General features: G+C 37.4%; 18 protein-coding genes. 1 reads left to right on the forward strand and 17 read right to left on the reverse strand.

All coding sequences use genetic code 11. The features are described from left to right. Positions 1–41: 41 nt before the first annotated feature. Both HMPREF1210_RS13640 and HMPREF1210_RS13645 read right to left on the reverse strand, forming a co-directional pair. Positions 42–1109 carry a HAMP domain-containing sensor histidine kinase gene (locus HMPREF1210_RS13640; RefSeq protein WP_231391159.1) on the reverse strand — a complete coding sequence of 356 codons (1068 nt, stop codon included), beginning with the start codon at positions 1107–1109 and terminating at the stop codon, positions 42–44. Between the two features lie 470 nt (positions 1110–1579). Then, positions 1580–2773 carry a class I SAM-dependent rRNA methyltransferase gene (locus HMPREF1210_RS13645; RefSeq protein WP_016429279.1) on the reverse strand — a complete coding sequence of 398 codons (1194 nt, stop codon included), beginning with the start codon at positions 2771–2773 and terminating at the stop codon, positions 1580–1582. A 165-nt stretch (positions 2774–2938) separates the two neighbouring features. Here HMPREF1210_RS13645 and HMPREF1210_RS13650 point away from each other — a divergent pair, with 165 nt between their 5' ends. After that, positions 2939–3862 carry an LD-carboxypeptidase gene (locus tag HMPREF1210_RS13650; RefSeq protein ID WP_016429280.1) on the forward strand — a complete coding sequence of 308 codons (924 nt, stop codon included), beginning with the start codon at positions 2939–2941 and terminating at the stop codon, positions 3860–3862. A 45-nt stretch (positions 3863–3907) separates the two neighbouring features. On the opposite strand, the gene HMPREF1210_RS13655 is transcribed toward HMPREF1210_RS13650, so the two are convergent. The 15 genes from HMPREF1210_RS13655 to HMPREF1210_RS13725 all read right to left on the reverse strand — a co-directional run bounded on the left by HMPREF1210_RS13655 (position 3908) and on the right by HMPREF1210_RS13725 (position 14881). Then, positions 3908–4348: a HEAT repeat domain-containing protein gene (locus tag HMPREF1210_RS13655; protein WP_016429281.1), complete on the reverse strand. Its 441-nt coding sequence runs from the start codon at positions 4346–4348 to the stop codon at positions 3908–3910. 219 nt (positions 4349–4567) lie between these two features. Next, entirely contained in the window at positions 4568–5149 is a 582-nt protein-coding gene (locus HMPREF1210_RS13660; protein ID WP_016429282.1) for an HAD family acid phosphatase, read from the reverse strand. Positions 5150–5173: 24 nt separating this feature from the next. Next, positions 5174–6268: a bifunctional diaminohydroxyphosphoribosylaminopyrimidine deaminase/5-amino-6-(5-phosphoribosylamino)uracil reductase RibD gene (gene ribD, locus HMPREF1210_RS13665; protein WP_016429283.1), complete on the reverse strand. Its 1095-nt coding sequence runs from the start codon at positions 6266–6268 to the stop codon at positions 5174–5176. After that, a complete protein-coding gene (locus tag HMPREF1210_RS13670) occupies positions 6261–7025 on the reverse strand; it encodes a GTP cyclohydrolase II (RefSeq protein ID WP_016429284.1) in 765 nt (254 codons plus the stop codon). Before HMPREF1210_RS13670 ends, ribD begins: the two co-directional genes overlap by 8 nt. A gap of 264 nt (positions 7026–7289) precedes the next feature. After that, complete coding sequence (locus HMPREF1210_RS13675; protein ID WP_016429285.1) at positions 7290–7556, reverse strand: zinc ribbon domain-containing protein; 267 nt, start codon at positions 7554–7556, stop codon at positions 7290–7292. A gap of 34 nt (positions 7557–7590) precedes the next feature. Continuing rightward, complete coding sequence (locus HMPREF1210_RS13680; RefSeq protein ID WP_016429286.1) at positions 7591–7875, reverse strand: hypothetical protein; 285 nt, start codon at positions 7873–7875, stop codon at positions 7591–7593. A gap of 27 nt (positions 7876–7902) precedes the next feature. Further along, positions 7903–8550 (reverse strand): methyltransferase, encoded by a 648-nt coding sequence (locus HMPREF1210_RS13685; protein WP_016429287.1) that lies wholly within the window; start codon positions 8548–8550, stop codon positions 7903–7905. A gap of 20 nt (positions 8551–8570) precedes the next feature. Continuing rightward, the gene (locus tag HMPREF1210_RS13690) at positions 8571–10523 is read right to left on the reverse strand and encodes a translation factor GTPase family protein (protein ID WP_016429288.1); all 1953 of its coding nucleotides are present in this window, start codon (positions 10521–10523) and stop codon (positions 8571–8573) included. Positions 10524–10613: 90 nt separating this feature from the next. Beyond that, positions 10614–10805, reverse strand: a complete 192-nt coding sequence (locus HMPREF1210_RS13695) for a hypothetical protein (RefSeq protein ID WP_016429289.1) — start codon at positions 10803–10805, stop codon at positions 10614–10616. A gap of 65 nt (positions 10806–10870) precedes the next feature. Further along, positions 10871–11260 (reverse strand): SRPBCC family protein, encoded by a 390-nt coding sequence (locus HMPREF1210_RS13700; RefSeq protein ID WP_016429290.1) that lies wholly within the window; start codon positions 11258–11260, stop codon positions 10871–10873. Positions 11261–11516: 256 nt separating this feature from the next. Further along, the gene (locus HMPREF1210_RS13705) at positions 11517–11732 is read right to left on the reverse strand and encodes a small, acid-soluble spore protein tlp (RefSeq protein WP_016429291.1); all 216 of its coding nucleotides are present in this window, start codon (positions 11730–11732) and stop codon (positions 11517–11519) included. 199 nt (positions 11733–11931) lie between these two features. Further along, a complete protein-coding gene (locus tag HMPREF1210_RS13710; protein WP_016429292.1) occupies positions 11932–12594 on the reverse strand; it encodes an amino acid ABC transporter permease in 663 nt (220 codons plus the stop codon). Between the two features lie 12 nt (positions 12595–12606). After that, positions 12607–13245 (reverse strand): amino acid ABC transporter permease, encoded by a 639-nt coding sequence (locus HMPREF1210_RS13715; protein ID WP_016429293.1) that lies wholly within the window; start codon positions 13243–13245, stop codon positions 12607–12609. A gap of 88 nt (positions 13246–13333) precedes the next feature. Next, positions 13334–14137 (reverse strand): transporter substrate-binding domain-containing protein, encoded by an 804-nt coding sequence (locus HMPREF1210_RS13720; RefSeq protein ID WP_016429294.1) that lies wholly within the window; start codon positions 14135–14137, stop codon positions 13334–13336. A gap of 15 nt (positions 14138–14152) precedes the next feature. Further along, positions 14153–14881, reverse strand: coding sequence for an amino acid ABC transporter ATP-binding protein (locus HMPREF1210_RS13725; RefSeq protein ID WP_016429295.1), 729 nt, complete (start codon positions 14879–14881; stop codon positions 14153–14155). Positions 14882–15247 lie beyond the last annotated feature (366 nt).

The following is a 15247-nucleotide window of genomic DNA, read 5'->3' on the forward strand; positions in this document are numbered from 1 at the left end:
AAACCAAAAATTCCATTGATCGGCTTGGAAATTATCATACATTACATACGAAGATCTTGATGCTTGACTTGTCCTGAAGAATTCTGATTACTTTTCTTATACACATGAAATGTAAATGTAAATACAGTTCCTTCCCCAACTTTACTTTTGACTCGTATGGTTCCTTTCATAGCTTTGACAATACTATTTACAACCATCACACCGAGGCCAGTCCCTTTATCTCCTTTCGTTGAATAATAAGGTTCACCTAGACGCTCTATTTGATCTTTCGTCATACCAACTCCTGTATCTTGAATCTTGATCGTCACGTGAGTAGAATCTGCGCGCGAGGAAACCGATAAAATACCACCGTTTGGCATGGACTCAATCGCATTTTTTATGACATTGACAAAACATTGATGAAATTTTTGACGATCACCTTGTATGTAATTTAACGAGCTATAATCACTTTCCACTCTTACTGAATACCAATTAGCAGAAGGCTGCAGCAATTTTAGTATTTGGTTAAGCTCTTCTTCCACTTGAAATACTTCTACGGATTCAATGGTCGGTTTGGAAAATGTTAAATAATCCTGTATTACCTTTTCAGCTGATTGCAATTCTTCTTTTAAAATGTTTAGATATTGCTTTCGTTTATCCAAATCAAGTAAATCATCTTCCAAAAGCTGAACAAAACCCATGGCAGACGTCAAGGGATTACGAATCTCATGAGAAATGGCCGCACCCATCTGTTCAACTGCCTCTAATTTTTCAGCCTTGACCAAACGCTGTCGCAAAAGAACATTTCTTCTAATACCTTCTATAAGATAAGAAATCATGGCAACTCCGAGTGGCGGTACAAAAAGATAAGCAAACCAGAAATCTAAAGAATGTTCTGGCGGGGACAGAATTTCTAAACCTACTAATATGAGCAAACTGACCAGAAAAGTTACCCCTATAGAAAACATTATTCTGAATTTAGATGACCTTTTTAAAAACCAAGGGGAAATATACCATATAAACCAACTGGCTACTCCGTAAAACAATGCGGCTATAAAGAATCCGTTATCGATTCCCAAAAATCCACGAATAACGATAATCAGTAGACCCAATATCGGACTTATCCCCAAATAGAGTCCCCCTATCACAAAAGGGACTATTCGCAGATCTAATACTATATCTTCCGTCAAGCGGTATGAAAATACATAACAGAGCACCAAAGAAACGATAAAATATAACTTAGCTGTTTCTCGGTAATTATTCTTTTCATCTGATTTTTCTGCCCACATCAAAAAGAAAAAAAGTAAAACAATTAATATTGATAAATTAAATAGGAAATTCACTGTTAGTAATTCCACAAAGGTATACCTCGTCTCATGATGTTTATACCTAAATACTATCTGTAGTATAAAGTATATACAATACATTTTTAGACTATTTGACTTAATCTGATTATTCACTTTTTTATTCTTAAAACGTTTTAGTGGCTTTTCTTTCCACTCAATAGTTATTTCATATTTAAAATTGCCCAGAAAGGACAAGCCTTCCTGGGCAGTTTATTATTTAGTCAAAAATATTCAAGTCAAATTTCCTGAGAGGATTAGCGTTTTTCAATGAACACTACTTTTAAATAATTTCCTTCTTTAAATTCTTCGATTGTTTTAAAGTCTTCAGGGAGAGAGAACTCTTCCCGGATAGTATACTTTTCACCAGATTGTTTAAACGCTTTATCAATAAACCCTTTAAACTTGGTCATGCCAAACGTACTGCAGTTTGAAGAAGCAACAATCATGCCGTTTTTTTCAGTAATGGCAATTGCTTGCATAAGTAAATCTGTATAGTCCTTTCCAGCGCTGAACGTATGCTTTTTAGATCGGGCAAAGCTTGGAGGATCTAATATCACCAAATCAAATTTCAATTCTTTTCGAACCGCATATTTAAAATAATGAAAAACATCTTCCACAATAATGTCCTGGGACTCGAAATCGATACCATTAACACTGAACTGCTCGATCGTTTTGCTTTTACTGCGATTAGCCAGATCGACACTCGTCGTTTTTATTGCACCACCAAGTGCCGCTGCAACTGAAAATGCACCTGTATAAGAAAACGTATTCAAGACATTTTTCCCTTTTGAATAGGAATCACGAATAGTTCTTCTTACGTCACGTTGGTCCAAAAAGATGCCTACCATTGCCCCGTCGTTTAAATACACTGCAAAATTCATGTCATTCTCTTTTACAAGCAATGGTTCAGGAGCCTTTTCTCCCGAAATAAAATCATCATCTTCCATATAAGTACCTTTGACGGCAAAACGTTTTTTTTCATACAAACCTTTCACGTCAACCACATTGGACAACGCTTGAATCACTTCATTTTTAAACTGGTAAATTCCTTCACTGTACCAACTGATGACATAGTATCCATCGAAATAATCGATTGTAAAACCGCCCACACCGTCGCCTTCTCCATTAAATACGCGGAATGCAGTTGTCTTGGCATCCTGGAATAATGAATCCCGATGTTCGATGGCCAGTTTTAATTTTTCTTCAAAAAACGAGGCATCAAATTTTTCATGTTGATTTTGGCTCAAAATCCACCCTCGACCCTTGTTCTGTTTGCCATAATAACCTTTTCCTATGAAACGGTGTTGATCATCCACAAGTTCGATGATTGTCCCTTCATCTTTTACATCTTTCATATTGATGATTGCATCGTCCGTTATGAGCGGGTATCCTTCTTTCATATTTTTTGCAAAAGAAGATTTCACTTTAAGCTTTATATTTTGTTTCATAAAATCACCCAATCATTTGTTTTTCTTTTATTCTACATCTGTTTTAGCCGAAAATCATATGTAAGTCAGTTAAACTCATCGAATTCGCTTTACTATTAGTACTTTCCTTTTTATAACAACCATATAATAGAGGAATATTTGTGTATTGGAAGGAGTTGAATAAAAATGGCTATAAAGCCCCCGCAACTGCAAGCAGGTGACACCATTGGGATTGTGACTTTAGGGAGTCCATTAAGTGCTCAGAGAATTGATGAAGGCATTGCTACTTTAAAGAATATGGGCTTCAACGTCATTGTTGGGGATCATGTATATGATAACGACGGTTTCCTGGCAGGAACTCCTGAAGAACGGGCATCGGATTTAATGAAGATGTTTGAAGATAAAACCGTTACCTGTATTTTACCAACCAGAGGAGGAGTCGGAGTTGCTGGCATCCTTCCTTTCCTGGACTTTAATGTCATCAGGCAAAATCCAAAAATCATTTCAGGATACAGCGATGTAACGATTTTACTGAACGCTCTTTATGAGTATTCAGATTTGATTACTTTTCAAAGTTTACTGTTACTTGATTTCAACACCCGAACCCCTGCTTATAATTTCAATCAATATTTCGCTGCCACTTCAGCTAGACCAGCACCATGGCAAATTGTAAACCCGCCAGGCATGCCGTTCGTGAACAAAGTTTCCGGGGATGTAACAGGTCCGATTGTAGGTGGAAATCTGACGTCATTTGTGGACACATTGGGCACTCCCTTTGAAATTAATACGGAAGGAAAGATTCTCTGTCTTGAAGATACACATGAACCTATCAACACTGTTTACCGCTATTTAAATCACTTGAAACTAGCCGGTAAATTTGAGGATTGCATCGGAATTATGATGGGCGAGTGTACAAATTGCGAACCTGCCTATGGGGTCTCGTACGATCAACTAATAGATGATTTTCTTGTGCCTTTAGGAAAACCTATATTAAGTAATGTAGCCACGGCACATGGCCGTTTTAAGGCTGCCATTCCGCTTGGCGCAAGTGTGAGGATGAATACACTTAATCTTACTTTAACTGTACTCGAACCTGTTGTAAGTCCATAGAGTGAAAAAAACCGATTGCAATTATGTGCAATCGGTTAGTTTTATTTATTTTTTCAATAAGGAAGCCCATTCATTTTCAAGCCACTTATCGAATTCGCCACCCTTTTCACCTTCGTATGCATCATATACATCAAGTCTCATTTTTTTCAGTTTCTCTTTGAACTCGTCATATGAATGATCGGCAGGCAAGCTCTTTTTAATGCGCAACAAAATTTTAGACGTTCCTTTAATGATATCGAATTTTGTTTGTTTAGGCTTCTCTACATCTTCACCGAAATTTTTAAGTTGTCGGTAAGCTGCCTCTTGCACTTTAAATACAGGATCGTTGTTCATACGGTTTGTAAGAACATCTATCACTTTACTGTGTTTGGACTGACCCAATTCCTCAACTGCATCAAAACGCGCTCTCCAACTGGATGTACGGTTCGCTTCTTTTTTCAGTTCTTCGTAATTTTCTGGTAGATCATTTTGTACTTTGTTAGTCATGTAAATCTATCTCCTTTAATAAAAAAACCCAGCTATTCGCAGCTGATGTTTTTTCATTTATTTATTATCGAAAATTTCATATTTGCTTATCAGTATATACAAGCCATAGCGGATAAAAAACATTCAAGCATTCTAAAGAATTTCCTATACTAAGTATTGTACCATTTTCTGAAGACTCACATACGCTGTTTCACAAATAGAGATGAATTATACTTTTATTCACAGTTGATGGTGATCAATTTTTTCGATAACTTTTTGCAATTCAGACCAGTCCACTATTCTTGGAACGGTCAGATGCTGGTTATAGGATTGATTCATAACAAAAGGTTTGAGATGAGCTGATGAAAGTGTATTTAACACATCCGGCTTGTCATCAAAATAATAATCGAGTTGTAAAGATTGAATGATATCAACTTTTTCCTGATCCTTCATGCCGCAAAAGAAGCGATCATCTTGTACGGGAAACCCTTGTTCAATCATCCATTTTTTCGTCCGTTCGCCATGTTCACTCGGTCGAGCAGTTATATAATATATTTCATGACCTTGGTTACTTAGTTCCACTAATGCCTCTACGGCACCTGGATAAGGTGGACAAGCCGTGTAATAAATTTCTTCCAGCGAACGATTCCACATATCAGCACCTTGTTGTGCATCCAGTCCGAATGCTTCATGTATTTCAACTATCTTTATTTCATGAAAAACGTCGATGGGAACATTTTGTTTCAAATTTTTATTGTAGATATGAAAAGCATGTTCTCTCAGCTTAATGAGCGTGTCGTCTATATCAAAGCCAAACTTCATAATGGAATCCCTCAATTTTTTCTTTCATTTTTTATATACTGGATAACCGGTAAATTTAAAATCTTTCCCGATTTTTATCATCTCAGTATCAAATAATTCAACAGCATCGCCCATTTTGTCAATTCCTGTACCTTCCATGAAAGTAGGGGCTTGATGTCCTCCGATTAATTTCGGTGCAATATAAATAATGGCTTTATCAATCAATTTATTTTCTAAAAAAGCAGCGTTGATGGTTCCTCCACCTTCAATCAATATAGATGAAATTCCTTTTTCACCTAAGACTTTCATCACTTCAACAGGGTTTACATGTTTTGAACCAGACGTGGAAAAAACAGATATCCCCAAATTCTCCAAGGCTTTTTTCTTGTCCCTATCATAGTTAACACTGGTAAAAATCCAGGTATCAGCTAATTTATCTGTAACAACCTTACTCTCTAGTGGAACTTTTAAGGTAGAATCCAATATAATGCGAATCGGGTTTCGACCATTTGGAATTCTTGTTGTTAATTCTGGGTTGTCCGCAATAACAGTATTTACGCCCACTAATATCGCCATGTTTTCATTTCGTATTTTATGGACATCGTTTCTTGCTTCTTCAGATGTAATCCATTTGCTATCAGATGAATGTGTAGCAATTTTACCATCTAAAGTAATACCCGCTTTTAAAGTTACGAATGGTTGATTCTCGACGATGAACTTATTGAATACTTCATTCATTTTTCTTGATGCATCTTCTTGAATGCCAACAATGACTTCAATTCCTGCATCTTCAAGAATTTTGACACCTCGTCCGGAGACCATTGGGTTTGGATCGAGCGTTGCAATAACCACTTTCTTCAAGCCGGCTTCTACAATCGCCACCGCACAAGGACCCGTACGCCCGTGATGGGAGCAAGGTTCGAGTGTGACGTAAATGGTTCCACCCCTCGCTTTGTCTCCAGCCATGCGCAGCGCATGAATTTCTGCATGTGGTTCCCCAGTTTTCAAATGAGCTCCGACTCCAACAATTCGGTTGTCATTCACAATGACTGAGCCCACCAGAGGATTCGGATCTGTTTGCCCCTTCATCGCCCTTGCATTATTAATGGCCAAATCCATATAAAATTCATGATTAGTCATTCGGACAAGTCCCTTCATCCTCGATTTCTAAATGTCCCGAGCGTTTAATTTTCGTCTGCAAGTAAGCTTCATTATATTCGGATACATCTCCCCATAAAGGTGTGCGACCTGAAATTGGCATACCGGCATCAATCAATGCCGCGAGTTTTTTCGGATTATTTGTCAACAAAGTAACAGGTTTTGTACGCAATGCTTTGAGTACATGGATGGCATCATCATAATTGCGGGAATCATCCACAAAACCGAGGCTTTCGTTAGCTTCCACTGTGTCGTAGCCATTTTCCTGAAGAATATAGGCCATGGCTTTGCTGAATAACCCAATTCCTCTACCTTCATGATTTGCTAAATAAAACAACGCTCCTGAACCGTGATCGACAATCATTTGCATGGATTGTTTCAATTGAAATCCGCAATCACATCTTTTACTGCCAAAGATATCACCAGTGTGACAGATGGAGTGCATTCTAATAAGTGCTTCTTCATCATTTTCAAAATCACCATACACCAAGACGCTTGACTGTTGATATTCTGCAAGATTGGCAGAAGATAAATTATCTATAATCTGTTGAAAATCTTCGTTTTCATTGTTGCTATTCAACCAGCAGTACCATTGAAAAATGACTGTTTCTCCATATAAATTAACAGGTAGGCGAATGGGACCTACTAAATAAACCGCACCATCATCTTTTTTTATTAACTTTATTTTATCTTTTAAAACCGAAAGAGCTTCTTTGGAAACCATTTGAATATCGCTCATTTTACTATCCCCTTTTTGTATCGTGTTTTCTCCATTAAGTTACTTTATGTAAGTAATTATATTTTTGTAACTTGAATTTGTCAAGTAAGCAAACTATCTATATCAGAAATAGTTGAGAGAATATTAATGACTATCCAGTAAAGACTCAACTCACATACAAGAAATATCGATTAAAAGGTTCTATTCTTTCACGTTTTAATTCCACAAAAAAAGTTGATCCCTTTCTGAACCAACTTGGTTTAATGGCAACCCTACTCTTTATTGTTAACTAGGATTATTCCAACGGGCTAATTTATGAATATTACGAGTGAACAGTCCAGTTAACATTTTCGGAATTCCGAATTCAATCAACTTTCCTTTCACCTTCTCTCTCATTTTGTCTACGGTCATCTCAGGAGATGTAAACGTGCCATTTTGATAACAATGGCTACAATACATGACACTTTTATTTCCATTCTTTTCTGTACCGCCACCTTCAGCATCCTTTGAAAGTGGCATTCCACAACTTTGACAATTTTTATATGGCTTCATCTAAATATCACCTCATCTACTTGAATTATTAAACCTACATCCATTCTTTATCAGTCACATCAAAATTCTTTTCTGCCCAAGTGATTGCCTCCTCAAGTGATTCAAGATGATGATCGTCCTGAACTGTCCATTCGCTATCACACATGAATAAATAATACCCTCGTTCTTCTTCGTACTTTGCAATGGCTAAAGCAGTTATCGGTACTTCAATCGTAGTGCCATCTTTTTCTTCAAAATACATAGTGCTTAATTTTAGTGTTCCGTCATTTTTCGTTTGTTTGATTACTTTTGCTCCATCCAGTTCATTCACCTTCGTCATAAATTCATCCTCATTTCATTTTTAAGTTTAGTTTGTATTAGGCTCTTCACGTTCTATTTTTAGTTTCATTAAAGGTAGATGAAAAATCATGAATCGTTCATTTTCATTTTGTTCATACAGCTCTGGTACTTTGATTTCTCGCAGAAATTCGAAGGTTGTCCTTGTTTCGAGAAACAAAAGATACGCTGAGGTTGGATAGTAAAGAATTAAGTCAATAGATCTTTTATGCTCATCCACCGAATCGAGAATATGTTCAACAAATTTCATAAAAATTTGTTCGGAAAATGGATTGAAGAAATAGAATACATCATCTCTAGTATCAATTTTGTAGTCCTCAGCAAGACATCGTTCGAAGGTAATTAGTCCCTTCGATTTCTTCCCAGTCTTATCGTAGCTCTGCAAATTTTCTAGTGCATCTTGATAAAGTTTGCCACTCATTTCAATACCTATTGTCGGTACTTGAAAATGATTATGAATGTAAAAAGAAAGCCGACCTTTGCCACATCCAACATCCACTATTCGATTGTCCTTTGTTATTTCATAATGTTTGAACAGTTCATCTAAAGCAATATAGGGTGTTGCTTCATATCGATTATAATGCACGGACTGATTCAGCACTTCGAGCGTTCCTGCCGTTTTAATACGAAGCATTCTATCCATTTCCTTCTCACTCATGAAAAACCCTCTATTCTGCATTATAAACAATGCATTAGTTCTTCTGCCCGCTCCCACGGTACAGTGTAGCCTTTACCTTTCGCGCAGAAAATTGATGATGAACTATATTCAGGGTCTGCATCTTTATTGTAAGCAATTCTCTGAATGACTTCATCTTCATTATGACATTGCTCATATCCACCGAACATCAAATTTAATACACCTTTTCCTTGTGTAAACGAAGCAAGCTCCGCTGCATAGTTCATAAAGGTGGCCACTGGGACTTTTCCGGTCAATATCACTTTATGGCCTTCCGTTTTAGGTGAATCAAAACTTCCATGCGCCATTTGAATATCGGAAAGTACTTTTCCCATCTGATCAACGTCTACTTTTATCCTAAAGTCATAAAAGGGCTCCAGCAGAAGATTTGATGCTTTTTCCACCCCCTGTCTCAATGCCCTGTATGTGGCTTCCCGGAAATCACCGCCAGACGTATGCATATTGTCGGCTCGTCCTGTTAGTAATGTGACCTTAATATCTGTCAATGGTGAACCGGTTAACAATCCGTTATGCGCCTTCTCCAATAAATGATGCTTGACCAAGTTTTGATTGCCCACCGACAAGTGATTCGCATGACAGACATTATCAAATGTGATACCACTGTTTCTCCTAGCAGGTTCCATTTTCAAATGAACTTCGGCATAATGTTTCAATGGCTCAAAATGCCCGTACCCTATGGTAGTAGAGTTAATGGTTTCTTTATAAAGGATTTGCGGTTCTTCAAATTCAACTTCAAAATGAAATCTTTCTGCAACCAGCTGTTTCAAAATTTCCAATTGAATTGCACCCATCACATGGATATGAATTTCCTGGAGACGTTCCTCCCACATCACATTCAACGATGGATCTTCCACATCCAGTAATTGAAAACACTTCAATGCATCTTTTATATGAACAGATGGAACAATAACAACTTTGGATTTCAATGTCGGTACCATTTCATAATCAGCTTTCCCGTATAAAGTTCCTAAGCCATCGCCTGTAACTGCATTTGTCAGTCCTGAAACTGCAAAAAGTTCACCGGCCTTCACATGTTCTACCGTTTTGAATTTATTCCCATTGTAGACCCGTATTTGTGTGATTTTTTCCGTTAATGCTTGCTCTATCGGACTATACGTTATTTCATCTCTAACGCTCAAAGTACCGCTTAATGATTTAATAAAAGTGATTCTTGTCCCTTTTTCATCATGCCTAACTTTATAAACTCTTCCAGAGAATGCTTCATCACTTGTATATTGCGTCTCGGTCAATTGATGAAATTTATCCAGGAATTCGACTATACCAATATCCTGCAGCGCTGACCCACTGGCACACGGAAAAACTTTGTTATCCTTAATCAAGTCTTTCATTGTGTTGATCCATAAATCCTTCTCGTAACCATCTTCCATATAGTGTTCAAGAAGATTTTCATTGCGTTCAGCGATAGATTCTATTAGACTTTCCGTCATTTCACCTTCGTGAAAAGATTGAGTAATATCAATGACGTCCGCTGAAAAGTCTTCCTGTATTTCTTTTACTACGTTTTTCACATCCGCTCCAGTACGATCGGTCTTATTAATAAAGAAAAAGGTAGGAACGTGATGCTTTCTTAGTAGTTGCCAGATGGTTGCTGTATGTCCTTCGATTCCTTCAACAGCACTTAATATAACAATAGCGTAATCCATTACTTGAACGGAACGCTCCATTTCCGGAGAGAAATCAACGTGTCCTGGGTTATCAATTAAATAATACGTTGAATCTTTATATGTAAAAGTTGCTTGATCTGCAAATACTGTAATTCCTCTTTGTCTTTCTATTTCATGGCTATCGAGGAAAGCATCTTTATGATCAACACGTCCTCTGTGCTTAATACTTTTCGTATGGTAAAGAATTTGCTCGGAAAATGTTGTTTTCCCTGCATCAACATGGGCAAACACACCTATTGTTTTATTCATCACGTCCACCTCACTTATGTCAATTCTATCTTACAATTTACAAAAGATAAAAGCAGATACCTAAAAGGCACCTGCTTCACATAATGAACTTTACTTTTTCTTTTGTTGTTCTGGAAAGACTTGCTCACTGCCGAATTCAGTTTGTTCATTGCCAACCGTTTTTGCAATCAACTGCTTTACTTGATTGTAAGTAAGTCCTGAATTTGCATTATTTCTTTTGACCTCTTCAATATCTGTTCCGGTTTGAGTATATGCACCCGGCTTATTCTGATTATTCGTCATAAAAATGACACCTCCGTTTCGATTACTTTTATGTTCTCTCAAAACGGAGTTTTTACTCAATAATTTTAAGTAAAGTAATTTTCAAGTGGTTTCCAATAATTTTCATGCCATCCTGTCCCAAGATGTTCCCCTTGAGCTTCCGGGAAAGCCGTGTGTGTGAATACGAGTTGAGTTTCATTGCCAAGTTCCTTGAATTCAAACTTAGCAATAGAATAAACACCTGCTTCCCAATTACCGGCACGCCAAGCTTGGACAATTCTTTCATTAGGCACCAATTCAATATTTCGACCCGTAATCATTCCACCGAATAAAGAAAAAGAATCTCCTTCTTCAGAACCGATTTCAGTTGGTGCACCGCCAGTAACTTTAGCAAATTTCGTTGCATCGGTTAGCGCTTCATAGAGGTGATTTGGGCTAACGTTAAAACGTATTTCTTGATGTATTACAGTAGACATAATGGATTTTCCCACTTTCATGTTTTTGTAAGGATGGACCTAGGATCGACATCAGCATCTTTCCTTCTGCAAAAGATTGCAATCGAATCATATAATGTTTCCACCCTTCTAGGTGAGTCTGGATTTTTTCGGTAGGTAGATCATAGTGCGTCAATATTTACTGCGTCCCTTTTTCACTATGTACGCAAACAGACGAATCATTAAAAAAGATGGAGAACGTTTAGTCTCCATCTTTATTTAGCAATGCTACACTCTTTTAAATGTAGCCATTGATACGTGATTTGCCCTCTTCGATTATTTCTTTTCTTAAACCATCAATGGCTTCTTTACGATGTTCGTTTTTTTCCTTGATTGCGGCAAGCTCTTTCCCTTCAGCATACGTCATTGCTTCTTCTGCTGCTTCCATATTGTCAATCGTTTTGTTAAGTCTTTCTTTGTTATCTGCTGAATCATTTGGCAGTGGTCTAGGCATCACAAATCCTCCTTCAATTTGAATATTAGTCAAGAATTAGCGTTCCCACATTCCTGAATACTATCCATTGAATTCGTTTTTAGTAATTCGTATTTAAATGCACTGCTTTTACATCTACCTTCTTTATAAACTGCGTGAGGAAATCACAACAGTTTTAGTTTTCAAAAAAGTCCAGCTCAACTTGTTGAGCCGGACTTTTTTAAGCCTGCTTTAATTCCAGTCTTCGTGCAACTAAGGATAAAGCAAAGTTAACGATAAAGTACATCAATGCAATAGTGACGAAAATAGGTATGACACCCGATTCGTTCTGTGCGTATAAGATTTGAGCGTTATGCAATAGTTCTGGCAACGCGATGACGACAGCCAAAGATGTGTCTTTCAGAAGGGAAATAAATTGACTGACAATCGGTGGAACCATTCTTCTCAAAGCTTGGGGCATAATAATATATCGTAATGTCTGTATGTAGTTCAAGCCAGATGAACGTCCAGCTTCTATCTGTCCTTTTTCAATGGAATTCAGCCCACTTCGGATGATTTCCGAAAGCATCGCGGATTCAAAAATCGTCAATGCCACGATGGCAGCTGTCATTATTTCCATATCAATCCCGATTTCGGGCAACGCAAAATAGGTAAAGAAAATGATTAACAGTAAAGGGAGGTTACGGATTGTCTCAACAATCAATGCAACTACATGTGAAACAACAGGAATCTTCGCGTACCTGATTGTCCCCATCAGACCACCAATTATAAAGCTAAGCACAATTGAAATGGCAGCTACCTTAATTGTGACCCAAAATCCTTCGAGTAAAAATTTTATATTGGCCGGTGTTAATACATCAGTGAACGGTGCCAGGAAATCCATCTATGCACCTCCTTAATTACTTCTAGCCAGGCGTTTTTCCAAAAATACTACGCCAAAACTTAAAGGTATAGTTAAAATCAAATAAAACAAACCAACGAAAATATATGTATCAAAAGTGGAGAATGTCTTCGCAGCTATTAAATCCCCTTGATACATCAAATCCCCACCTGCCACGACGGCTAATAGTGATGAGTTCTTAACCAAATTGATAAATTGATTGCCAAGAGGCGGGATAACAATTTTTATTGCCTGTGGTAGGATGACAGTCCTCATTGCTTGTCCGTAAGTCAGTCCTGATGATCTGGCTGCTTCCATTTGGCCCTTTGGCACTGACAAAATCCCTGCACGGATTGCTTCAGCAATAAAAGCCGCTGTGTAAACAGTCAATCCTATAATCCCTGCCGTCATTCCGCCGTAACTACCAGCCAAGTAAGTGAAAAACACAATGACCAGTACAGGTATATTACGGATAAATTCCACATACGCCGTTCCAATCCAGTTTAGCGGTTTAAATGGGGCAATTCGCATAACTGCAATAAGTGTCCCAAGAAGAAAGCTACAAACCAATGCTATTAAACTAGCAATAATGGTGATTTTAAATCCTTCCACAAATAAATCCATATTATCTGTCAGTATCGAGAAATCCAGCAAACGATCTCCTCCTAATTAATCAGGATGAGCAGTCCGTAATTCTACTTACGGAATATGCCCATCCTGACAAGAAACCTAATATAAATTATTATTTCTTAATCCATTTATCCTTGATTTCATCATATTTTCCTGAGTCCTTTAAGCTTTTCAATGCTTTGTTCAACTCATCGACAAGCTCTTGATTGCCTTTTTTAACAGCGATTCCATAAGGCTCTTCCGTGAAAGTTCCACCGACAAGTTCAAATGAAGGATCTTCTTCAGCCATGCCATAAAGGATAGAATCATCTGTAGTCAGGGCATCACCCTTACCAGATTTTAATGCTGTAAAAGCTTCAGCGTAGTTTTCAAATTCAAGAACAGTCGTTTCAGGAGCTTTCTCACGAATATTTATTGCAGATGTAGAGCCTTTAACAGCAAGCACTTTTGTTCCTTTTGCTAAGTCTTCAATGCCCTTAATCTTACTTCCCTTTTCTACAAGCAATGATTGTCCTGCATCAAAATACACATCAGTAAAATCAACTTCTTTTTTACGCTCTTCATTAATTGTCATCGTAGCTACAACCGCATCGATTTTATCATTGTTCAAGAGTCCTACTCGCGTTTTCGAAGTAACTTCTTTGTACTCAGGTTTAACATCCGGGCCGAACATTTCTTCTGCCAGTGCTTTGGAAAGATCGATATCAAAACCTTCAACTTCGCCAGTTGATGGATTTTTCAATCCAAAAAGACGAGTATCGTATTTTACACCAAACACAATTTTTTTGTCCTCTTTGATTTGTGCAAGTACATCTTTGTCTTCGCTTGCATTATCGTCCCCGCTGCAACCCGCAAGAAAAATAGCGGCCATTGTAGATACAAAAGCCATTTTTAATAATTTTTTTGTCTGAAACATTCCAATTACCCCCTATTAATGATTTAAAATACGACTGAGGAACAAACGAGCCCGCTCTTCACGGGGATTCTCGTAGAATTCAGCCGGAACTGCTTCTTCTAAAATTTTTCCTTCATCCATAAATACAATTCGGTCCGCAACCTCTTTAGCGAATCCCATTTCATGAGTGACCACAGCCATCGTCATTCCTTCTTTTGCAAGGGTTTTCATAACATCCAGAACCTCACCAATCATTTCGGGATCGAGTGCCGAAGTCGGCTCATCAAAAAGCATGATTTCGGGTTTCATGACTAGACCACGTGCAATTGCCACACGCTGTTGCTGGCCACCAGATAGCTGGGAAGGGAAAGCATCGGCCTTATCAGATATACCTACTTTATCAAGATAGTACATAGCTGTTTCTTTAGCTTCTTTTGCAGATTGCCCTAATACTTTCATTGGAGCTAGCATGATGTTTTCAAGCACTGTTTTGTGTGGATATAAATAAAAATGCTGAAATACCATTCCGATATTGCGTCTTAGCTTATTGATATCCGTTTTTTTATCCCCTACTGAAACATCATTTACAATAAGGGTACCTTCAGAAATTGTTTCCAACCGATTCATACAACGTAGCAAAGTACTTTTCCCTGAACCAGAAGGTCCAATTATGACAACTACTTCGCCCTTATTGATTGTGAGATTAATATCTTTCAAAACGTGAAAATCTCCAAAATACTTATTTACTTCTTTAAATGCAATCATTCTTGACCTCCTAAATTTTAACCCTTATGTATATATGTATAATTCATTCTAGCAGAAATTTTCAGAATTAATAAAATTATATTCACTACTTAATGAAATAGTCAATGTTAATATTTCTTCGTTTTTGTCTTTAAGTCTTCATTCTTAAACTTTATGTATGCTAACTAAATATTCATATACCTCTAATATTTATTTTTTAAACCAAGATTATTAATAAATAATTTGAAAACTTTGAACATGGAGCGGTGATTTTATGCCAAGAAGGACGGTTGAGACATCTTGGAGCTATTTTCACTTCACAAGATGAGAAGACGGTTAAATTGCGTAAAAAGCTTGAAGAAATTGAAAAAGGAGTTGGGGCCATGA

The organism is Paenisporosarcina sp. HGH0030 (genome assembly GCF_000411295.1).
Classification (GTDB): Bacteria; Bacillota; Bacilli; order Bacillales_A; family Planococcaceae; genus Paenisporosarcina.